General features: G+C 71.6%; 19 protein-coding genes and 1 pseudogene. 15 read left to right on the top strand and 5 right to left on the bottom strand.

Annotated elements, in window-relative coordinates:
* The first annotated feature begins 29 nt into the window (after positions 1-29).
* Both AQJ58_RS14180 and argG read left to right on the top strand, forming a co-directional pair.
* Positions 30-2549, top strand: a complete 2520-nt coding sequence (locus AQJ58_RS14180; RefSeq protein WP_067249545.1) for a SpoIIE family protein phosphatase — start codon at positions 30-32, stop codon at positions 2547-2549.
* A 112-nt stretch (positions 2550-2661) separates the two neighbouring features.
* On the top strand, positions 2662-4110 hold the full coding sequence (gene argG, locus AQJ58_RS14175; RefSeq protein ID WP_067249543.1) for an argininosuccinate synthase: 1449 nt from the start codon (positions 2662-2664) through the stop codon (positions 4108-4110).
* 105 nt (positions 4111-4215) lie between these two features.
* Here argG and AQJ58_RS14170 read toward each other — a convergent pair whose 3' ends face one another.
* Complete coding sequence (locus AQJ58_RS14170) at positions 4216-5010, bottom strand: SAM-dependent methyltransferase (protein WP_067249540.1); 795 nt, start codon at positions 5008-5010, stop codon at positions 4216-4218.
* Positions 5011-5262: 252 nt separating this feature from the next.
* On the opposite strand from AQJ58_RS14170, the gene gdhA reads away from it, so the two are divergent.
* Positions 5263-6627, top strand: coding sequence for an NADP-specific glutamate dehydrogenase (gdhA, locus tag AQJ58_RS14165; RefSeq protein WP_067249537.1), 1365 nt, complete (start codon positions 5263-5265; stop codon positions 6625-6627).
* Between the two features lie 164 nt (positions 6628-6791).
* On the opposite strand, the gene AQJ58_RS14160 is transcribed toward gdhA, so the two are convergent.
* Complete coding sequence (locus AQJ58_RS14160) at positions 6792-7358, bottom strand: Uma2 family endonuclease (RefSeq protein ID WP_067249535.1); 567 nt, start codon at positions 7356-7358, stop codon at positions 6792-6794.
* A gap of 125 nt (positions 7359-7483) precedes the next feature.
* Here AQJ58_RS14160 and AQJ58_RS44400 point away from each other — a divergent pair.
* Positions 7484-7678, top strand: a pseudogene (locus AQJ58_RS44400) (hypothetical protein); the annotation flags it as partial.
* Here the strand turns inward: AQJ58_RS44400 and AQJ58_RS14155 are convergent.
* Positions 7651-8277, bottom strand: coding sequence for a hypothetical protein (locus AQJ58_RS14155; protein WP_199844576.1), 627 nt, complete (start codon positions 8275-8277; stop codon positions 7651-7653). The pseudogene AQJ58_RS44400 and the gene AQJ58_RS14155 overlap by 28 nt on opposite strands.
* Before the next feature lie 339 nt (positions 8278-8616).
* On the opposite strand from AQJ58_RS14155, the gene hemL reads away from it, so the two are divergent.
* The 8 genes from hemL (at position 8617) to AQJ58_RS14115 (ending at position 16843) form a co-directional block, all read left to right on the top strand.
* Complete coding sequence (hemL, locus tag AQJ58_RS14150) at positions 8617-9936, top strand: glutamate-1-semialdehyde 2,1-aminomutase (protein ID WP_067249534.1); 1320 nt, start codon at positions 8617-8619, stop codon at positions 9934-9936.
* Positions 9933-10637 carry a histidine phosphatase family protein gene (locus tag AQJ58_RS14145; protein ID WP_067249531.1) on the top strand — a complete coding sequence of 235 codons (705 nt, stop codon included), beginning with the start codon at positions 9933-9935 and terminating at the stop codon, positions 10635-10637. The genes hemL and AQJ58_RS14145 overlap by 4 nt, the downstream gene beginning before the upstream one ends.
* A gap of 268 nt (positions 10638-10905) precedes the next feature.
* Positions 10906-12201, top strand: a complete 1296-nt coding sequence (locus AQJ58_RS14140; protein ID WP_067249528.1) for a polysaccharide deacetylase family protein — start codon at positions 10906-10908, stop codon at positions 12199-12201.
* A gap of 66 nt (positions 12202-12267) precedes the next feature.
* The gene (locus AQJ58_RS14135; RefSeq protein ID WP_067249526.1) at positions 12268-12855 is read left to right on the top strand and encodes a TlpA family protein disulfide reductase; all 588 of its coding nucleotides are present in this window, start codon (positions 12268-12270) and stop codon (positions 12853-12855) included.
* A 1-nt stretch (position 12856) separates the two neighbouring features.
* Entirely contained in the window at positions 12857-13630 is a 774-nt protein-coding gene (locus tag AQJ58_RS14130; protein WP_067249524.1) for a cytochrome c biogenesis CcdA family protein, read from the top strand.
* Between the two features lie 3 nt (positions 13631-13633).
* Positions 13634-15340, top strand: a complete 1707-nt coding sequence (gene resB / locus AQJ58_RS14125) for a cytochrome c biogenesis protein ResB (RefSeq protein WP_067249522.1) — start codon at positions 13634-13636, stop codon at positions 15338-15340.
* Entirely contained in the window at positions 15337-16419 is a 1083-nt protein-coding gene (gene ccsB / locus AQJ58_RS14120; protein ID WP_067249519.1) for a c-type cytochrome biogenesis protein CcsB, read from the top strand. Before resB ends, ccsB begins: the two co-directional genes overlap by 4 nt.
* A 76-nt stretch (positions 16420-16495) precedes the next feature.
* Positions 16496-16843, top strand: a complete 348-nt coding sequence (locus AQJ58_RS14115) for an SRPBCC family protein (RefSeq protein WP_067249517.1) — start codon at positions 16496-16498, stop codon at positions 16841-16843.
* A 153-nt stretch (positions 16844-16996) separates the two neighbouring features.
* Here the strand turns inward: AQJ58_RS14115 and AQJ58_RS14110 are convergent, their stop codons facing one another.
* On the bottom strand, positions 16997-18265 hold the full coding sequence (locus tag AQJ58_RS14110; RefSeq protein WP_067249515.1) for a PucR family transcriptional regulator: 1269 nt from the start codon (positions 18263-18265) through the stop codon (positions 16997-16999).
* Positions 18266-18363: 98 nt separating this feature from the next.
* On the opposite strand from AQJ58_RS14110, the gene AQJ58_RS14105 reads away from it, so the two are divergent.
* The 3 genes from AQJ58_RS14105 to AQJ58_RS14095 all read left to right on the top strand — a co-directional run bounded on the left by AQJ58_RS14105 (position 18364) and on the right by AQJ58_RS14095 (position 20573).
* Positions 18364-18837, top strand: coding sequence for a nucleoside deaminase (locus tag AQJ58_RS14105; RefSeq protein WP_067249513.1), 474 nt, complete (start codon positions 18364-18366; stop codon positions 18835-18837).
* Positions 18830-19795, top strand: coding sequence for an isopenicillin N synthase family dioxygenase (locus tag AQJ58_RS14100; RefSeq protein WP_067249510.1), 966 nt, complete (start codon positions 18830-18832; stop codon positions 19793-19795). Before AQJ58_RS14105 ends, AQJ58_RS14100 begins: the two co-directional genes overlap by 8 nt.
* A 121-nt stretch (positions 19796-19916) precedes the next feature.
* Entirely contained in the window at positions 19917-20573 is a 657-nt protein-coding gene (locus AQJ58_RS14095; protein ID WP_234360040.1) for a hypothetical protein, read from the top strand.
* On the opposite strand, the gene AQJ58_RS45635 is transcribed toward AQJ58_RS14095, so the two are convergent.
* The gene (locus tag AQJ58_RS45635; RefSeq protein WP_067249505.1) at positions 20570-21151 is read right to left on the bottom strand and encodes a DUF7848 domain-containing protein; all 582 of its coding nucleotides are present in this window, start codon (positions 21149-21151) and stop codon (positions 20570-20572) included. The genes AQJ58_RS14095 and AQJ58_RS45635 overlap by 4 nt on opposite strands.
* Between the last annotated feature and the right edge of the window lie 38 nt (positions 21152-21189).

Raw genomic sequence — 21189 nt, 5'->3', positions numbered from 1 at the left:
CGTCACGCAGGAGAGCGAGATGAGCGGCCATGGAGGCACTCAGCGCCCGGGTGACCATCGACGAACTCGGCACGGTGACCGGGTGGAACGACGGTGCCGAGCGGCTTCTCGGTTACCCGCCGGAGGAGATCGTGGGGCGGCCGGCGGTGCTGCTGCTGGCCGAGCGGCCGGTTCCGCAGGAGTTTCCCCCGACGGCCGGGCCGCCACGGTGGCACGGCACGCTCACGCTCCTGCACCGGTCCGGCCGCCGGCTGGTGGCCAGGGTTCTGGCCCACCACCGTACGGCGGAGGACGGCAGCCGTGACTGGCTGCTGGTCTCCGCCGTGGCCGGCACCCCGCGGCCCGACGACGACGCCCTGCTGTGGCGGGGCGTGATGCAGTCTCCGTCCTGCGCGACCTCGGTGTACGACACCGACCTGCGCTACCGCCGCTCCAGCGGAGCCGCACAGCGCGCCCTCGGCCTCGGTGAGGAGGAAATACGCGGGCTGCGGATGACGGACGTGATCCCGACCCCGGTGTCGGAGGCGGTCGAGCGGCGGATGCGGCTCGCCCTGGAGACGGGGGAACCGCAGTACGTCGAGAACCACGCCCGTGCCCCCGGCGAGAACCGTGAGCACGCCTGGTCGGTCCAGCTCTACCGGGTGGAGGACCCGGGCGACGGCCGGGTGCTCGGGGTGGCCGCCACCGGGCACGACGTGACCGACCAGTACTGGGCGCGCAAACGCCTCCAGCTGATCGCCGCGGCCAGCTCGCGGATCGGCAGCACCCTCGATGTCACGCGGACGGCGCAGGAACTGGCGGACGTGGCGGTGCCGGACCTGGCCGACTTCCTCAGCGTCGATCTGCTGACCTCCTTCGAGGAAGGCGGGGGAGCCTGGGGGACCGGGGGAGCCGGGGTGGGCACCGAGGGCGGCGGGGCGGGCGCCCCGGCCACGGCCGGGGCGCCGCTGACGTTGCGGCGGGTCGCCCACCAGTCCGTGCTGCCGGGCGTCCCCGAGGCGGTCCTCGCGCTGGGCGACGTGGACGCGTACCCGGAGGGCTCGCCACCGGTGGAGAGCCTGCGGTCGGGGCGGGGCCTGTACCGCCGGGTGTTCCCGGCCGCGCTGCCGCCCTGGGTCGCCGGCGATCCGCTGCGCACCGCCCGGATCCGCGACTTCGGCTTCCACTCCGTGATGGCCGTACCCCTGTCGGCGCGCGGGACGACCCTCGGGGTGGTCGTCCTCGCCCGGCACCGGCGTCCCGACCCGTTCGAGGACGACGACCTGGTGCTCGCCGAGGAGCTGGCCGCCCGGGCGGCCATCTGCATCGACAACGCCCGGCGCTACACCCGTGCCCGGGGTACGGCGGTCACGCTCCAGCGCAGTCTGCTGCCGCAGCGGCTGCCCGAGCAGTCGGCGGTGGAGGTCGCCTCCCGCTATCTGCCGGCCGGTGCCCGGGCCGGGGTGGGCGGCGACTGGTTCGACGTGATCCCGCTGTCCGGGGCGCGGGTGGCCCTGGTCGTGGGGGACGTGGTGGGCCATGGCATCCACGCCTCGGCGACCATGGGGCGGCTGCGGACGGCCGTACGGACCCTGGCCGACATCGATCTGCCGCCGGACGAACTCCTCACCCACCTCGACGACCTGGTGGCGAGACTGGCCACCGAGGCGGAGGCCGCCGAGAACGAGACCGCCGGGGACGTGGGCGCGACCTGCCTGTACGCGGTCTACGACCCCGTCTCCCGGCGGTGTGCGCTCGCCCGGGCCGGGCACCCGCTGCCGGCGCTGGTCAGCCCGGACGGCAGGGTGGAGCTGCTCGACCTGCCCGCCGGGCCGCCGCTGGGGCTGGGCGGACTCCCCTTCGAGTCGGTGGAGTTCGACCTGCCCGAGGGCAGTGTGCTCGCCCTCTACACCGACGGACTGCTCGACTCCCGCAGCCGCCGGACCGACCCGTCCGCCGAGGACGCGGGCACGGGTACCCGGGCAGGCACCCGGGCAGGCACCCGCGCGGGCACGAGCGACGGCGGTGAAGACGGCGACGACGGCGACGACGGCGTGGCCCTGCTGTGCAGCAGCCTCGCCCGGCCCGCCGCCTCGCTGGACGACCTGTGCGACACGGTCCTCGGCGGGATGCTGCCGCAGCGGCCCGCCGACGACGTGGCGCTGCTCGTCGCCCGCACCCGGGGCCTCGACGCCTCCCGGGTCGCGATCTGGGACGTGCAGCCGGACCCGGCCGCCGTCGCAGAGACCCGCAAGAACGTGATCGCGTGCCTGGAGTCCTGGGGGCTGACCGACGCGGCCTTCGTCACCGAGCTGATCGTCAGCGAGCTGGTCACCAACGCGATCCGGCACGCCGAACCGCCGGTCCAGCTCCGCCTGATCCACGACCGTGCCCTGATCTGCGAGGTCTCCGACGCCAGCGGCACCGCCCCGCACATGCGGCGGGCCCGCACCTACGACGAGGGCGGCCGGGGCCTGCTGCTGGTCGCCCAGCTCACCGAACGCTGGGGGACCCGCCCCGGCACCCGGGGCGGCAAGACGATCTGGGCGGAACAGAACGTCGGTAAGTGAGCTGAGGGACGGGAGCCGCCGCTGATCGTCTTCGGCGGCTCCGGGATGTGACCCCCCTCACAGCCATCCGGGCGACTTTGCATGGTCATGCGTCATCATGCATACTCTTCCTATGTCCAAGGTCCTCACCTCCCTTCCGGTCGGCGAGCGCGTCGGCATCGCCTTCTCCGGCGGACTCGACACGTCGGTCGCCGTCGCGTGGATGCGCGACAAGGGCGCCGTCCCCTGCACGTACACCGCCGACATCGGCCAGTACGACGAGCCCGACATCGCCTCGGTGCCCGGCCGCGCGCACACCTACGGCGCCGAGATCGCACGCCTGGTCGACTGCCGCGCGGCGCTGGTCGAGGAGGGCCTGGCGGCGCTCGCCTGCGGCGCGTTCCACATCCGCTCCGGCGGGCGGGCGTACTTCAACACCACCCCGCTCGGCCGCGCGGTCACCGGCACCCTCCTGGTGCGCGCCATGCTCGAGGACGACGTCCAGATCTGGGGCGACGGCTCGACCTTCAAGGGCAACGACATCGAGCGGTTCTACCGCTACGGTCTGCTCGCCAACCCGCACCTGCGGATCTACAAGCCGTGGCTGGACGCCGACTTCGTGACGGAGCTCGGCGGCCGCAAGGAGATGTCCGAGTGGCTCGTCGCCCACGGGCTGCCCTACCGGGACAGCACCGAGAAGGCGTACTCCACCGACGCCAACATCTGGGGCGCCACCCACGAGGCGAAGACGCTGGAGCACCTGGACACGGGCATCGAGACCGTCGACCCCATCATGGGCGTCCGGTTCTGGGACCCGTCGGTCGAGATCGCCCCCGAGGACGTCACGATCGGCTTCGACCAGGGCCGCCCGGTCACCATCAACGGCAAGGAGTTCGCCTCCGCGGTCGACCTGGTGATGGAGGCCAACGCCGTCGGCGGCCGGCACGGCCTCGGCATGTCCGACCAGATCGAGAACCGGATCATCGAGGCCAAGAGCCGCGGCATCTACGAGGCGCCCGGCATGGCCCTGCTGCACGCCGCGTACGAGCGTCTGGTCAACGCGATCCACAACGAGGACACCGTCGCCCAGTACCACAACGAGGGCCGGCGCCTCGGCCGGCTGATGTACGAGGGCCGCTGGCTGGACCCGCAGGCGCTGATGGTCCGCGAGTCGCTCCAGCGCTGGGTCGGCGCCGCCGTCACCGGCGAGGTCACCCTGCGGCTGCGGCGCGGCGAGGACTACTCGATCCTCGACACCACCGGCCCGGCCTTCAGCTACCACCCGGACAAGCTGTCCATGGAGCGCACCGAGGACTCCGCGTTCGGCCCGGTGGACCGGATCGGCCAGCTCACCATGCGCAACCTCGACATCGCCGACTCCCGCGCCAAGCTGGAGCAGTACGTCGGCCTCGGGCTGCTCGGCAGCACGGCCACCCCGGCGCTCGGCGCCGCCCAGGCCGCCGCGACCGGTCTGATCGGCACCCTCCCCGAGGGCGGCGCCGAGGCGATCGCCTCCCGCGGCGAGGTCTCCGAGGAGGACGCCCTCCTGGACCGCGCGGCGATGGAGTCCGGCACGGACTGATCCACCGACCGACGGCGAGGGGCCGGGCGGGCGCGAGAAAGACGCGCCCGCCCGGCCCCTCGCCGTCGTACCGCCGTCGCGCTCGGGTCTCCCCGTCTGCCGGTCTCAGCCGTCCTTGCGCGCCACGCCGCCGTAGAAGCCGATCGGGGGCAGGGCGGGGTCGACGGGCTCGGTGGGGCGCCAGTCCGGGACCAGGACCAGGCCCGGTTCGAGCAGGGTCCAGTCGCGGAAGAACTCCAGGACGCGGTCGTGCTTGCGGGGGTTCATGCTGGCGGTGGCGCTGTTGTAGACCTTCACCGCGTCCGTGCGGCCGCCCTCCTCGAAGAGGTCGACCGTGGCGTGGGAGAGGATCAGGTACGAGCCCGTCGGCAGCGCGTCGAGCAGGGTGGCGAGGATCGCGTCCGGGTCCTCCGCCTCCGTGACGAAGTGCAGGACCGCCACCAGCATCAGCGCCACGGGCCGGTCGAGGTCGATGACCTTGCGGACGTCGGGGTGGTCGAGGACGGCCCGGGGGTCGCGCAGGTCGCCGAGGACGACGGAGGTGTTCTCGTCGTCGTCCAGCAGGGTCCGGGAGTGGGCGCCGACGATCGGGTCGTTGTCGACGTAGGCGATCCGGGTGCCGGGGGCGACGGCGCGCGCGATCTGGTGCACGTTGGGCTCGGTCGGCAGGCCGGTGCCGATGTCGAGGATCTGGCGGATGCCGCCCTCCTCGACCACGTGCCGCACGGCGCGCTGCATGAAGCTCCGGTTGGCCCGCACCGCGGCCCGCACCTCGGGGGCCGCCTTGATGAACTGCTCCGCGGCCGCCTGGTCGACCTCGTAGTTGTCCTTCCCGCCGAGGAAGTAGTCGTACATCCGGGCCGGGTGGGGCCTGCTCGTGTCGATCCTGGGAGAGGTCATGCTGCCCGGCTCCGTCCCGAAACCATGATGAGTGGCTGTCAGATCGTCATTTTGGCACGGGGGTTGAGGTGATCTTCCCTCCGATGGGCGCCACTCGTCCGGAGGAAACGGTCAGCGCCTCCGAAGGCCGTGCCGTGGCTGCGGGGCGGGCGGCGGGACCCTCGTCGTGGGCGGTGGTCCGACGGTTCGCTGAGTACCCGCCGTGCGATCCGCCGTACATCCCCGTGCAACGCCGTACAAGGAGGTACGCCCATGACCGTCCAGCACGCACCGGCCGAGGACCTGCGCCTGACCGCCGGGGTCCACGCCGCCGTCCTGGCGCGGGATCCCGCCCAGTCCGAGTTCCACCAGGCCGTACGCGAGGTGCTGGAGTCCCTGGAACCGGTCCTCGCCCGCCGGCCCGAGTACACCCGCCACCGGATCCTGGAGCGGCTGTGCGAGCCGGAGCGCCAGCTCGTCTTCCGTGTGCCGTGGGTGGACGACGAGGGCCGGATCCAGGTCAACCGGGGCTTCCGGGTGGAGTTCAACAGCGCCCTCGGCCCCTACAAGGGCGGTCTGCGCTTCCACCCGTCCGTGAACCTCGGGATCGTGAAGTTCCTCGGCTTCGAGCAGATCTTCAAGAACGCCCTGACCGGTCTGCCCATCGGCGGTGGCAAGGGCGGCGCCGACTTCGACCCCAAGGGCCGCTCCGACGGCGAGATCATGCGGTTCTGCCAGTCGTTCATGACGGAGCTCCACCGCCACCTCGGCGAGCACACCGACGTGCCCGCCGGGGACATCGGGGTCGGGACGCGCGAGATCGGCTACCTCTTCGGCCAGTACAAGCGCATCACCAACCGGTACGAGTCCGGCGTCCTCACCGGCAAGGGCCTGAACTGGGGCGGCTCCCACGTCCGCACCGAGGCCACCGGGTACGGCACCGTCTACTTCGTCTCCGAGATGCTCGCCGCCCGCGGCCAGGACCTCGACGGCCGGCGGGTCGTCGTCTCCGGCTCCGGCAACGTCGCGATCTACGCCGCCCGCAAGGCGCACGAACTCGGCGCGAAGGTCGTCGCCCTGTCCGACTCCGGCGGGTACGTGGTCGACGAGGAGGGCATCGACCTCGACGTGATCAAGGACATCAAGGAGGTCCGCCGGGCCCGGATCAAGGAATACGCCGAGGCCGTGCGCCGGGCCCGCTACATCGAGGGCGGTTCCGTCTGGGACGTGCCGTGCACGGTCGCGCTGCCCTGCGCCACCCAGAACGAACTCGACGAGACCGCGGCCCGCGCGCTGCTCGCCGGCGGGGTCGTGGCGGTCGCCGAGGGCGCCAACATGCCCACCACCCCCGGTGCCGTACGGCTCTTCCAGGACGCGGACGTGGCCTTCGGCCCCGGCAAGGCGGTCAACGCCGGCGGGGTCGCCACCTCGGCCCTGGAGATGGCCCAGAACGCCGGCCGCGACTCCTGGACCTTCGAGGACACCGACCGGCGCCTCGCGGCCATCATGGCCACCATCCACACCACCTGCCGCACGACGGCCGAGGAGTACGGAGCCCCCGGCAACTACGTCGTCGGCGCCAACATCGCGGGCTTCCTCAAGGTGGCGGACACCATGCTGGACCTCGGCGTGATCTGATCCCCGGGGACGGCCACCGCGGCCCTGACCCAGCGCGGGCGGCCGCCGGACGGAGGACGATCCGGTCGGCGGCGGGGGTCAGGGCCGGGCGCGAGCGAACCGTGTGGACGGCCATGAGCAGCGCCTCATGCAGCACGCGCTGCCGACTGCTGAGCAGCGGGTGGTCAGATCTGGCCGAGGTCGATCTCCACCGGGAAGGGGGCCGCTACCTTGAGGACGCCAGTGAACACGTCTCCGTCCCGGTAGGTCTTCGTCGCGGGGTCGAGAACATAGGTGTACACGAGAGGAACTCCGGTCGGGGCCTGCTCGATCCGCCAGTAGAAGCCGATGCCTGCCTTGGCGTACTGGTCGACCTTCACGATCCGGTCGGTGGTCTCCGAGCCTGGCGACACCACCTCCGCGACCAGCAGTACGTGCTCAGGGCGGGTGGGGGTGATGTCGATCGTGTCTGCGCGGTAGACGACGACGTCAGGGCGGCGATTGGTGAGGGGGATGTCCTGAAGCCGGACGTCGAAGTCCGTGTCGGCGTTCCACTCCGGGCCCGCGGCGGCATCCAGGGCGTTCGCCAGAATCCGGGCCAGCCGGTTGTGCCGCTTGGACGCACTCGGACTCACGACGACCATCCCGTCCACGATCTCGATGCCCGCGCACTGCTCCTCGGACCAGGACTCGTACTCCTCCGCCGTGATCTGCTCATGCATCCACGCCGGGGCCACCATCTCGGCCGTCATGAAGCACCTCCCGGACACTGTGCTGCGGGCTCGATCCCGTGGGGTTCAGCGTACTGTCTGCCGTCCGTCCGGCATGCTGATGTCGCTCACGCCTCCTTTCTGGAGAGCGCGGCAGCGGCTCTCAAGGCCCACACGCCCTGCGGCACCCCTGCGCCTCCGTACTCCTGGACGCGGGGGAGAGCATCAAGGCGCTCTCCGAGTACTTCGGGCAGTGCCCTGGCCGCCTGACGACTCTCCCAGCACCAAAAGGGCGAGGCCCGAAGACCCCGCCCGAAACCGGTGAAACCCCAGATCAGGGCCACACCAGACAATACGGCTGATGCCCCGCCTCATGCAGCCGGTGCGAGAAGTCCTGCCACTCGTGCAGCAGCTGGTAGACGTTGAACGCGTCCCGTGGGCCGCCGCGGTCCGGGACCGTGGACCAGATGAAGGCGGCCGCGCCCACCGCCTCCTCGCCGATGTCGCGGAGGGGGTCGACGACGGTCATGGGGAGCTTCACGACCGCGTAGTCGGGGTGCAGGACGACCAGCTCGAGCGGGGGGACCTTGTGCAGGGGGACGCCTTCGATGCCCGTGAGGACCATCGCGGCCATCGTCTCCGGCTTGATCTTGGTGAACATGCCGTTCATGCCGAGTTCGTCGCCGCCGAGTTCCTCGGGGCGCATCGAGATCGGGACACGGGCCGCCGTCGCGCCGTCCGGCGCGCCGAAGTACTTGTACGTCACCCCCACCCGACCACCATTCCTGCTCCCGGCTCCATTCGGTACACCCTCGTCCATGCCCGGGCTCATACCCTGCCCCTGACGTGCTTCGTCGCGTCCTTCGCCGGCTTCCTCCAGGTCGCGCCGGTGCCTTCCCCGCCGGGCACGTCGAGGACCCAGGTCGTCAGTCCCCTCGCCCAGTCCGCCACCGCGATGCATATCTCCACCCGACTGCTTTTCTAGGACGCGTGGCCCCGGCCGCGCAACCCGATCATCGTGTCAGTGACCTCCCCCACGGCCGCCCGCCGAAACGTGCGCTGAAACACCTGTCCGCAGGATCTTCGCAGCCCTCGACACACGGTCATGATGAGCTACGTCTATCAGCCTCGGTCCTTCTCATATCAGGCTCAGTCCGTCTCAGTTTCTCAGATGACGGCCGGTGGGGGACGGGGCGGAGCCTTCCTGCCCCACGGGGCCGCACAGCCACTGGCCTACTCTGGGGAGTCACTGGCACACCGGAGTCCAGCAAGTCGGAGAAGGTCGGAGAATCCGCAGGTCATGAGCGAACTGCCCTATTCATACGATGCGCCTGTCTCGCAGGCGCTGTTCGACCGAGCGGCCGCCGTCACCCCGGGCGGTGTGAACTCGCCGGTCCGCGCCTTCCGCGCCGTGGGCGGAACGCCGCGCTTCATGGTGTCCGGCAGCGGCCCGTACCTGACCGACGCCGACGGCCGGGAGTACGTCGACCTGGTCTGCTCCTGGGGTCCCATGATCCTCGGGCACTCCCACCCCGAGGTGATCGCCGCCGTGCGGGAGGCCGTCGCGCGCGGCACCTCCTTCGGTACGCCCGGTGAGGGCGAGGTCGCCCTCGGCGAGGAGATGGTCGCGCGGATCGAGCCCCTGGAGCAGGTGCGGCTCGTCAGCAGCGGCACCGAGGCGACCATGTCCGCGATCCGTCTCGCCCGCGGGTTCACCCGGCGGACCAAGGTGATCAAGTTCGCCGGCTGCTACCACGGCCACGTCGACTCGCTGCTCGCCGCGGCGGGGAGCGGGGTCGCCACGTTCGCGCTGCCCGACACCCCCGGTGTCACCGGCGCCCAGGCCGGCGACACCATCGTGCTGCCGTACAACGACCTGGAGGCCGTGCAGGAGGCCTTCCACCGGCACCCCGGGGAGATCGCCTGTGTGATCACCGAGGCCTCCCCGGGCAACATGGGCGTCGTCCCGCCGCTGCCCGGCTTCAACCAGGGACTCAAGGACGCCTGCCGGGCCAACGGCGCGCTGTTCATCTCCGACGAGGTGATGACCGGCTTCCGCACCAGCCGCGCCGGGTGGTACGGGATCGACGGGGTCAGGCCCGACCTCATGACCTTCGGGAAGGTCATGGGCGGAGGGTTCCCGGCCGCCGCCTTCGGGGGCCGCGCCGATGTGATGGCGCACCTCGCGCCCGCCGGGCCCGTCTACCAGGCCGGCACCCTGTCCGGGAACCCGGTCGCCACCGCCGCGGGCCTCGCCCAGCTCCGGCTCCTCGACGACGCGGCGTACGCCAGGGTCGACGCCGCCTCCGAGCAGATCCGGGCGCTCGTCACCGAGGCGCTCACCAAGGAGGGCGTCGCGCACACGCTCCAGAGCGCCTCCAACATGTTCTCGGTGTTCTTCACCGACCGGCCGGTGCGCACCTACGAGGACGCCAAGGCGCAGGAGTCCTTCCGGTTCACCGCCTTCTTCCACTCGTTGCTGGCGAACGGCGTCTATCTGCCGCCGTCGTCCTTCGAGTCCTGGTTCGTTTCCACGGCCCACGACGACCGGGCCATCCAGCGGATCGCCGACGCCCTTCCGGCGGCGGCCCGAGCGGCTGCGGAGGCCACAGCAGCATGACCAGCCCGAACAGCAACAGCGACCTGACCGTCGTCCACCTGATGCGGCACGGCGAGGTCGAGAACCCGGACGGGATCCTCTACGGCCGTCTCGCCGGCTACCACCTCTCCGAGCTCGGCCGGCAGATGGCCGACCGGGTCGCCGAGCACCTCGCCTCCCGCGACGTGACGTACGTCGTCGCCTCGCCGCTGGAGCGGGCGCAGGAGACGGCGACCCCGATCGCCAAGGCGCACGGGCTCGACCTCGCCACCGACGGGCGCCTCATCGAGGCGGACAACGTCTTCCAGGGCAAGACCTTCGGGGTCGGCGACGGCGCGCTGAAGAAGCCCGAGAACTGGAAGCACCTCGTCAACCCGTTCAAGCCGTCCTGGGGCGAGCCGTACGTCGACCAGGTCGTCCGGATGAAGGGGGCGCTGGACGCCGCCAAGGACGCGGCGCGCGGCCACGAGGCGGTGCTGGTCAGCCATCAGCTGCCGATCTGGATCGTCCGGTCCTACGTCGAGCGGCGCCGGCTGTGGCACGACCCGCGCAAGCGCCAGTGCACGCTCGCCTCGCTGACGACCTTCACCTACCGGGGCGACCGGATCGTCTCGGTCGGCTACAGCGAGCCCGCCATCGACCTCGTGCCGGCCCATCTGCGGGCCGGGGCCAAGCCGGTCAAGGGCGCGGCGCCGGGGCAGGGCAAGGCATTCGGCGCGTAGCGCCCGCGCCGGCCGGCGCCGGCCGGCGCGGGCGCTACGCGCCGAGCGCCCGCGCCGAGCGCCCGCGCCGAGCGCCCGCGCCGAGCGCCCGCGCCGAGCGTCCGCGCCGGCCGGCGCCCGGCCTCCGCGCCGGCCGACGCATTCCGGCCATGTCTGGGTGCTTCCTTAGCGTTCACTGTTACCGAATCCGGACGTATGAGCGGAACCCGTTCGTTCGTCGTGTGCTCTGAATGGGTGACACCAGAGGACGCGACGAACGGGATCTGCCATGCGCGCCATCACCCGAAGGGGAGCACTTGGACTCGGTGCCGGGGCCGCCGCCGCTGCCGGACTCGTCGGCTGCGGAAGCCTGACGAGCACCGATCCCTCCCCCGCGGGCGGTTCCGGCAAGCACGGCTCCGGCAAGAAGGGCTCGCCCAGTCCGAGCGCCACCGCCACCGCCAAGCCGATCGGCGACGGTTCCACCTCCTTCACCGGCAAGCAGCCCCACCAGCCCGCCAAGCCGGTGCCGCTGGAGCCCGGCCAGGAGCCGCCGCAGTTCGTCGTCTTCTCCTGGGACGGCGCAGGCGAGGTCGGCAACGGCCTGTTCCCGCGCTTCCTGGACCTCGCCAAGGAGCACGGCGCGTCCATGACCTTCTTCCTCTCCGGGCTGTATCTGCTGCCCGAGTCGAAGAAGCGGCTCTACGACCCGCCGAACAACCCCGTCGGCGCCTCCGACATCGGCTACCTCACCGACGAGCACGTCAAGATGACCCTCACCAACGTCCGCCGGGCGTGGCTGGAGGGGCACGAGATAGGCACCCACTTCAACGGGCACTTCTGCGGCGGCTCCGGCTCGGTCGGCAACTGGACGCCCGCGCAGTGGCGCAGCGAGATAGACCAGGCGAAGAAGTTCGTGAAGGAGTGGCGGACCAACACCGGCTGGACCGATCTGGCCGCGCTGCCCTTCGACTACGACAAGGAACTCGTCGGCGGCCGCACCCCCTGCCTCCTCGGCCAGGACAACCTGCTGCCCACCGCCAAGGCCCTCGGCTGGCGCTACGACGCCTCCTCGCCGGGCGGGCGCCAGGTGTGGCCCGAGAAGAAGCAGGGGATCTGGGACCTGCCGTTGCAGCAGATACCCTTCCCCGGCCGCAGCTTCGAGGTCCTCTCGATGGACTACAACATGCTCGCCAACCAGTCGGTCAACTCCACCAACGCGCCCAGCCACAACTACCCGGGCTGGCGCAAGCAGTCCGCCCAGGCGTACATCCAGGGGTTCCGGCGGGCGTACGAGTCGAACCGCGCCCCCTTCTTCGTCGGCAACCACTTCGAGCACTGGAACGGCGGCATCTACATGGACGCCGTCGAGGAGGCGTTCCGGCACATCGCCGCCGAGAAGGAGAGCGGCGCCGACGTCCGGCTCGTCTCCTTCCGCCAGTTCGTGGACTGGATCGACGTACAGAAGCCGGAGGTGCTCGACAAGCTGCGCACCCTGGACGTCGGCCAGCGGCCGGCCGGCGGCTGGAAGGAGTTCATGAAGGACTCCACGACCTCCCCCAGCCCCTCGGCATCCGCCGCCTGAAATGCGGTTTTCCACCCGCAAGGGGGGTGCGCAAGATCCCCGGAACGGGCATGCGAAACTTTTCACATGAGTGCCAGCCGCACGCTTCCGTCCCTCGCCGTCGCCGCCGCGGCGACCCTGCTGCTGTCCGCCTGCGCCGCCGGAGGGGTCTCCGGCGGTGGCGGTGACACCAAATTCATCATGGGCAAGGACGGCATCTCGACCGTCGCGCAGGGCAAGCGCGACGCGGCCCCCGACCTGTCCGGCAAGACCATCGACGACCAGCAGCTCGCGCTCTCCTCGTACAAGGGCAAGGTCGTCGTCGTGAACGTGTGGGGGTCGTGGTGCGCGCCCTGCCGCGCCGAGGCCCCCAACTTCCAGAAGGTCTCCGCGGACCTGGCCGCCCGGGGCGTGCAGTTCGTCGGCATCAACGTCGCCGACCCCAAGGTCCAGAGCGCCCGCGCCTTCGAGAAGGGCTTCGGGGTCACCTACCCCAGCCTGTACGACCCGAGCAGCAAGCTGATGCTCCGCTTCAAGAAGGGCACGCTCAACCCGCAGGCCATCCCCTCCACACTGGTCATCGACCGCGAGGGGAGGATCGCCGCGCGCTCGCTGGCCCCGCTCAGCGAGGAGAAGCTGCGCAAGATGATCGCCCCGGTCCTCGCGGAGAAGTGACGTGAGCGCGCTCACCACCCTCGCCGAGGTCAGCGGTCCGAACCAGACGGTCCTGAGCGGCGCCCTGATCCTCGCCCTGCCCGTCGCCCTGCTCGGCGGGCTCGTCTCCTTCTTCTCGCCCTGCGTCCTGCCGCTCGTCCCCGGCTACCTCTCCTACGTCACCGGGGTGACCGGCACGGACCTGGCCGAGGCCCGGCGCGGGCGGATGGTCGCCGGTGCCTCCCTGTTCGTCCTCGGCTTCACCGCCGTGTTCGTCTCCAGCGGCGCCCTGTTCGGCTACTTCGGCCAGACGCTCCAGGAGCACCAGGGCGTCCTGTCCAAGGTGCTCGGCGTCCTCATGATCGCCATGGGCGTCTTCTTCATGGGCCTGATGCCCTGGATGACCGCGCGGGAGTTCCGCCTCCACCAGCGGCCCGCCACCGGACTGGTCGGCGCCCCGCTGCTCGGCGCGCTGTTCGGCATCGGCTGGACCCCGTGCATCGGCCCCACCCTCGCCTCCGTGATCGCCCTCTCCTCCAACCAGGGGAGCGCGGGCCGCGGTGCCATACTGACCGTCGCCTACTGCCTCGGGCTCGGAGTCCCGTTCGTCCTGACCGCGGTGGCCTTCCGCAAGGCGCTCGGCGCCTTCGGCTGGGTCAAGCGCCACTACGTCTGGGTGCTGCGGGCAGGCGGCACGATGATGATCGTGACCGGCCTGCTGCTGCTGACCGGTGTGTGGGACCGCCTCGTGCAGGACATGCAGTCCTGGTCCGCCGGCTTCACTGTGGGGATCTGATCCATGAGCAAGACCACGACAAGCGACGAGACGGCGACCGCCCCCGAGGAGGGGGACCTCGGCGCGGCCGGTTCCCAGCTCTCCACGGCGCCCACCGAGACCCTGGCGAACGCGCCCGGGCTCGGCGTCGTCGGCTGGGCCCGCTGGTTCTGGCGCCAGCTGACCTCCATGCGGGTCGCCCTGCTGCTCCTGCTGCTGGTCGCGCTGGGCGCGATCCCCGGCTCGCTGATCCCGCAGACCGGCCAGGACGCCACCAAGGTCGCCGACTTCGCCAAGGCGCACCCGACGATCGCGCCGGTCTACGAGAAGCTGGGCCTGTTCCACGTCTACAGCTCGGTGTGGTTCTCGGCCGTCTACATCCTGCTGTTCGTCTCCCTCATCGGCTGTATCGTGCCCCGCACCTGGCAGTTCATGGGCCAGCTGCGCACCCGCCCGCCGGGCGCCCCCAAGCGGCTGACCCGGCTGCCGGCGTACACGACCTGGCGGACGGACGCCGAGCCGGAGCAGGTCCGTGAGGCCGCCCTCGCCCTGCTGAAGAAGCGCCGCTTCCGCGCCCACCTCGCCGGGGACGCCGTCTCCGCCGAGAAGGGCTACCTCCGCGAGGTCGGCAACCTCGCCTTCCACATCGCGCTCATCGTGATGCTGGTGGCCTTCGCCTGGGGCCAGCTCTTCAAGGCCGAGGGCAACAAGCTCCTCGTCGAGGGCAGCAGCGGCTTCTCCAACACCCTGATCGCCTACGACGACTTCAAGTCCGGCAACCTCTTCGGCGTCGACGACCTGAACCCGTTCAGCTTCACCCTGGACAAGTTCGAGGGGACGTACGAGAGGACCGGCCCCAACCGGGGCACCGCGCGCACCTTCCAGGCGGCCGTCACCTACAGCGTCGGCGCCTACGGCAAGGACAAGCGGGACGTCATCAAGGTCAACCATCCGCTGGAGATCGACGACTCCAAGATCTACCTCACCGCCCACGGTTACGCCCCGGTGATCACCGTCCGCGACGGCAAGGGGAACGTCGTGTTCGACGACGCGGTGCCGCTGCTGCCGCTGGACTCCAACGTCACCTCCAGCGGTGTCATCCGAGTCCTCGACGGCTACCGCAACGCCCGGGGCGTCACCGAGCAGCTCGGCATCTCGGCCTTCTTCCTGCCGACGTACACCACCGGCAGCGAGACCGCGTCGACCTTCCCGGCGCTGGACAACCCGGTGCTGAACCTGGCGCCGTACCACGGCGACCTCGGCGTCGACTCGGGCATCCCGCAGAGCGTGTACCAGATGAACAAGACCAACATGAAGGAGTTCAAGGACTCCAAGGGCGCCCAGCTGCGGGAGAACCTCAAGCCCGGCGAGACCATGACGCTGCCGAACGGCGCCGGCTCGGTCACCTACGAGGGCACCAGGCAGTGGGCCAACTTCCAGATCACCCAGCAGCCCGGCAGCGGCTGGGCGCTGGGCGGAGCGGTCGCCGCGATCTTCGGTCTGGCCGCCTCGCTGTTCATCCAGCGCCGCCGGGTGTGGGTGCGGGCGGTGCGGGGCGCCGACGGCGTCACCGTCGTCGAGATGGCCGGCCTCGGCCGCAGCGAGTCCGCGAAGCTCCCCGAGGAACTCGGCGACCTCGCCGGCGTCCTGTACGACCAGGCTCCTGGAACCCCCGAACACCCCGACACCCCCGAACCCGAAGTCGTACCTGCCGAAGGGGCTGAGAAATGACTCTCGCCGCCGCCACCAACGAACACCTCGCGAGTATCAGCAACACGCTGATCTACTCCTCGATGGCCGTCTACACCCTGGCCTTCTTCGCGTACATCGCGGAGTGGCTCTTCGGCAGCCGCAGCAAGGTCGGCCGGACCGCCGCCGCGCTCACCGCCACGGCGCAGGCCAAGGCGAAGGGCCCGGCCATCACCGTCAAGAAGGATGGCGGCACCGCCGTGCTGGAGCGCCCGCAGGTCGTGGTGCGCTCGACGTCCGGCGCGCGGGACCTGCCCGACGGGCCCGGCGCGCACGGCGGCGACGAGCAGGGCGACATGTACGGCCGGATCGCGATCTCCCTCACGGTGCTCGCCTTCCTGGTCGAGCTGGGCGGAGTGATCGCCCGCGCGGCCTCGGTGGAGCGGGCCCCGTGGGGCAACATGTACGAGTTCAACATCACCTTCTCCACGGTGGCCGTCGGTGTGTACCTCGGCCTGCTGGCGCTGAAGAAGAACGTCCGCTGGCTCGGCCTGTTCCTGATCACCACGGTCCTGCTGGACCTCGGTCTCGCGGTCACCGTCCTCTACACGGCGAGCGACCAGCTGGTCCCGGCCCTGCACTCGTACTGGCTCTACATCCACGTCTCCACCGCGATCTTCTGCGGAGCGGTGTTCTACGTCGGCGCGGTCGCCACGATCCTCTACCTCTTCAAGGACGCGTACGAGAACAAGCTGGCGACCGGCGGAAAGCCCGGCGCGTTCGCCAACTCGGTCCTCGACCGGCTGCCCGCCGCCGCGTCCCTGGACAAGTTCGCCTACCGCGTCAACGCGGCCGTCTTCCCGCTGTGGACCTTCACGATCATCGCGGGCGCGATCTGGGCGGGCGACGCCTGGGGCCGCTACTGGGGCTGGGACCCCAAGGAGACCTGGTCCTTCATCACCTGGGTCGCCTACGCCTGCTACCTGCACGCCCGCGCCACGGCCGGCTGGAAGGGCCGCAAGGCCGCCTACCTGGCCATGATCGCCTTCGGCTGCTGGCTCTTCAACTACTACGGCGTCAACATCTTCGTCACCGGCAAGCACTCGTACGCCGGGGTCTGACAGCGACAGGAGCGTCACCCCCGCTCGTCCATGAGCCCGGCCTGCGGATTCCGTGGGCCGGGTTCACGCTGGAGGCATGCACCTCCTGGTACGGCTCCCGGTGCCCATGGAGACGGTCTGGCCTGCGGTGAGCACGCCGGACGGGATCGCGGCCTGGTGGACCGGGGTGGACCGGCTCGAACCCCGGCTGGGCGGCGCGGTCGTGCTGCGCGGGGCGGGGGAGGGCCGGGTCACGGCGTGGGACGTGGACCGGGTCGCCGAGTACACGCTGGAGGGCGCCGGCCGGATCCGCTTCCACCTGGAGCGGGACGGGGACGACGCGTCGGTCCTGCGGTTCACCGGCGAATTCCCGGGAGACGAGGACCGCGCATCCGAGTGGCAGGCCCGCCTGGACCATCTGGGCGCCACGCTGGGGCGCGCATGAGCAGGTGCCGCGGTCCTGGCGCTGGTCGCCCCCTGAACGCCGGGCAGGGGGTGCCGGCCGCCCCCCGCCGTGACGTGCCCCATGGCCCACCCCGGCCGGGACGACGACAGGCGTCCGATCTCTGCCCGGCCCCCTGCGACGGCCCGAGCCGCGTCACGCCGCGCTGACCCCTGCCGCCCCGGGGGCCGCCGACCGGGCCGTCCCGCGGACCACCCGGTGCGCACAGGCCGCCGTCAGCAGTTCCCCCAGCAGGTCCGGGTCGTCGATCTCCAGGCCGAGCAGGGACTCGATGCGCTCCAGCCGCTGGTAGAGGGACTGGCGGCCGATGTGCAGGAGGGCGGCCGTGCGGGTCGGGGAGCAGCCGTTGCGCAGATGCACCTCCAGGGTGCGGACCAGGTCGCTCGGGTGCGCCGCCTCCCACTCCAGGAGCGGCCCGAGGGCGTGCTGGACCATCCCCGCGAGCCGCTCCCGGTTGGCGGGGACACCGCCCCGGGTCAGCTCCCGCTCCAGGGCGAAGGCCCGCGAGGACGCCACCAGCGGGCCCCCGGGCGCGGCGGGCTCGGCAGGCGGCACGGTCAGCGCCAGCTCCAGCGTCGTACGGGCCGCACGCAGCGTCTCGCTCCAGTGCAGCCATCCGCCCCCGGCCCGCACCGCGTGCCCCACGGCGACCGTGAGCCCCGGCTCGGCCACCGCCCGGAACGCCTCCTGCACGGCCCGCACCGGATCCCCGGCCCGCCCGCCGGGCAGCGCCAGCAGGGCGAGCACATCCCCGGGAAAGGCGGCCCGCAGCGCTCCGGCACCCCCCAGCAGCCGTACGGCCCGGTCGACCGTCCCCGCCTCTCCGCGGGCGCCGTGCACGGACACCCCGATCAGCCGCGCCCCCGGCCCCGGACGGAACCCGGCGAGCGCCGCGCGCGCCTCCACCTCCGGCTGGTTCAGCGCGGCCCGGTCGGCGAGGTCGGCCAGCAGGGCGGCCGTGTGGTCGTCGCCCCGGGGCCGTACGGCCGAGCGCCCCGACAGACCCCGGGCCACGATCGCGCGGTTGGCGGCCTCGGCGATCCGTACGAAGGGCACGACCCGGTGCAGCGCCAGCAGGGGCAGCTCCAGCCGACGGGCCTCGTCGACCACCTCACCGGGCATGCGCGGCAGGGACCGCCCCACCTCCACCGCCAGCCCCACGGCGCCCCGTGCGGCCAGCTCCCGCACATACCGGCGCCGGGCCTCGTCCTCCGCGTCCGTCAGCCCGAACCCGTTGGTGAGCAGCAGCTCCCCGCCGTCGAGGAAGTTCGCCCCTTCGTACACCTCGGACGAATGCACCCAGCGGACGGGCCGGTCGAGCCCCGCCGCCCCCGCCAGCAGCTCGGGCGCGCTGGCCCGCACCGGGTCGAGGGTCAGGACTTCACGGAGGGTGAGTGCGGGCACGGGAACCTCCAGGTGCTGACAGAACGTCCGGCCGCCGGCTGCCCGGAGAGTACTTTCCGCACGTTGCCCCGGTGTTTCCGGCGCACCAGAGTGGAGCCATGAACCCTGTGGATCAGGTCCCCCTGGACCAGACGACGGCCCGCGCCTGGCTGGCCACCGCCGTCGCCGAGGCCCGCGCCGGGCTCGCCGAGGGCGGCATCCCGATCGGCGCCGCGCTCTACGGCCCCGACGGCACCCTGCTCGGCCGCGGCCACAACCGGCGCGTCCAGGACGACGACCCCTCGACGCACGCGGAGACGGCGGCCTTCCGCGCGGCGGGCCGACAGCGGTCGTACCGGGGCACGACGATGGTGACCACCCTCTCGCCGTGCTGGTACTGCTCCGGCCTGGTCCGGCAGTTCGGCATCACGCGGGTCGTGGTCGGCGAGGCCGCGACCTTCCACGGCGGCCACGACTGGCTCGCCGCGCACGGAGTGGAGATCGTGCTGCTCGACGACGCCGACTGCGTCGCGATGATGCGCGACTTCATCGAGAAGAACCCGGCACTCTGGAACGAGGACATCGGTGTCTGACCCGCGCATTCCCACCATCGACCTCACGCCTTGGCTCGAAGGGGACGCGGAGGCCCGCAGAGCCATCGCCCGCACCGTCGACGAGGCCCTCCGGACCGCGGGCTTCCTGCTGGTGACCGGGCACGGCGTGGACCCGTCCCTGCGGTCCCGCATCCGGGCGGCGGCCCGGGCGTTCTTCACGCTCCCGGTGGACGTCAAGCAGCCGTACGCCGTGAAGGTCGGCGGCCGGGGCTGGCTCGGCCCCGGCGCGGAGGCGAACGGCTACTCCGAGGGGACCGAGACCCCGCCGGACCTCAAGGAGTCCCTGACCTTCGCCACGCACGAGCCGTTCGACGACCCGGTGATCAACGCGGAGTGGTACGCGCCCAACGTCTGGCCGACGGAGGTGCCGGAGCTCCAGTCGCTCTGCGAGGAGTACCTGGCGCACATGGCCGGCCTGGAGAAGCAGCTGCTGTCCCTGCTGGGCGAGGCCCTCGGCCTGGAGCCGGACTTCTTCTCCCGCCACATGGACCACCCCACCTACGGCTTCAACATCAACTGGTACCCGGGCACGGAGGTCGTGGGCGAGCCGGAGCCCGGCCAGTTCCGGATCGGCCCGCACACCGATTTCGGCACGGTCACCATCCTCGACCGGCAGGCCGGCAAGGGCGGACTCCAGGTCTGGACGGACGACGGCGGCTGGGAGGACGCGCCCTTCGACCCGGACGCCTTCACGATCAACATCGGTGATCTGATGGCCCGGTGGACGGGCGACCGGTGGCGGTCGGGCCGGCACCGGGTGCTCCCGCCCCCGGCCGACGAGCCCGCCGAGGAGCTCATGTCCCTCGTCTACTTCGGTGAGTGCACGCCGGGGACGATCGTGGAGTCCGTGCCGGCACCCGTGGGGCGCGTGGCGTACGAGGCGGTCGACTCGCATGTGTATCTGCGGGAGAAGCTGGACTCGATCACCGTGGAGTGACACCGGGAATGGCGCGTTACCGCCGTGGCCTCCCCCTCCCCCATGCCCATACTGAATCTTCACGTCTGCTTCACAGGGAGCGGATGCGATGCACCATGACTTCTCGGGAGGGGACCCCATCGTGAGGAAGTTATGCCTGACCGGACGCCTGAGAGCGCTCTCGGGTGTGCTCGCCGCCGGTGCGCTGATCGCCGGCCTCTCCGGCACGGCGGCGCACGCGTCGGAAACCGGGACGCTCGCCGCCGCCGCGGAGATCGGCGTCCAGTTCAACCCCGACGGCGACGCCGGGCAGTGCGGCGGGACGACGGGACAGCAGTGGGGTACGTCACCGGACTTCACCCGCGCGATCCGCTTCGACACCGACAACCGTCCGGGCGGCTGTCAGCTGGCCTTCGGTGTCTACGATCCGGACAACACCCTCGCGGGCGCGTCCCTCACGTACGGCTTCCAGGCGAGCCCCGGCGGCGACGCGGGGCAGTGCGGAAACCAGGGCACCTACCAGATACCGATCCAGCGGTTCAGGACCTTCGGCCCCAGCGTCCGGGTCGACACCGACAACCGGTCCGGCTGGTGCAACCTCACCTTCACCGTGTCGGGCCGCTCCGACGTGGTCCTCGACGTGCAGTTCTACGCCGACGGCGACGGCGGGCAGTGCGTGAACGCGCTCCCCGCCGGCCAGTACCGCTCGGCGTTCGCGGGCAGCCCGGTGACGGTGGGCATCGACGCCGACGGCCGCCCCGGCGGCTGCCAGTTCCTGCTCCGGCTGAGGACCGTCTAGGACTCCGCCCGGTCCAGCACCGCGTAGTCCGCGACGGCGCGGCGGTAGCGGGTGTGCCCGGTCTCCCGGGCGTGCCCGCTCTGCCACTCCTCGGTCTCGGCGCTGCCGGGGCGCGTCCCGGAGGCGGCGGGGCAGTGGGTGCAGGACATCTCGTACTCGGCCCCGGCGGAGACGTCCGGGGTGGACGTGTACTCCGTCAGGCCCAGGAAGGCCGTGTGGTACCGGTGTTGATGGCGGCGGAGCAGGACGTTCGCGTCGGTCTCCGCGCTGCGGTCACGCCGGGCGCGGGCCGCGTCGCGCAGCCCGGCCAGGTCGGCGCAGGCGGCGCAGTCGCGGACGGGGACCGGCGGGCCGCTGTGCAGTGAGCGGGAGTTGGCCGCGCGCAGGCTCGCGCTGAGGCGTTCGGCGGGGGTGGCGGGGCGGATCAGGTCCGGGCGGGCCTCCCACTCCCGGCCGCCGCCGAGGGGGCGCAGCAGGGCGTAGGGACCGGCCTTGCCCTGATACTCGCCCACGGTGTCCGACCCGGGGTCGTAGACGACCGTTCCTGTTTCGAACCCGCTCTCGATGTGCTCGTTCACGCCCTGTCCGTTCTCTCTCCGTACCGACTTGGTCACTC

The sequence above is a fragment of the Streptomyces sp. DSM 15324 genome, from assembly GCF_001514285.1.
Lineage (GTDB): Bacteria > Actinomycetota > Actinomycetes > Streptomycetales > Streptomycetaceae > Streptomyces.
The sequence above is the reverse complement of the archived record's forward strand: the minus strand, read 5'-3'. Positions and strand labels throughout refer to the sequence as shown.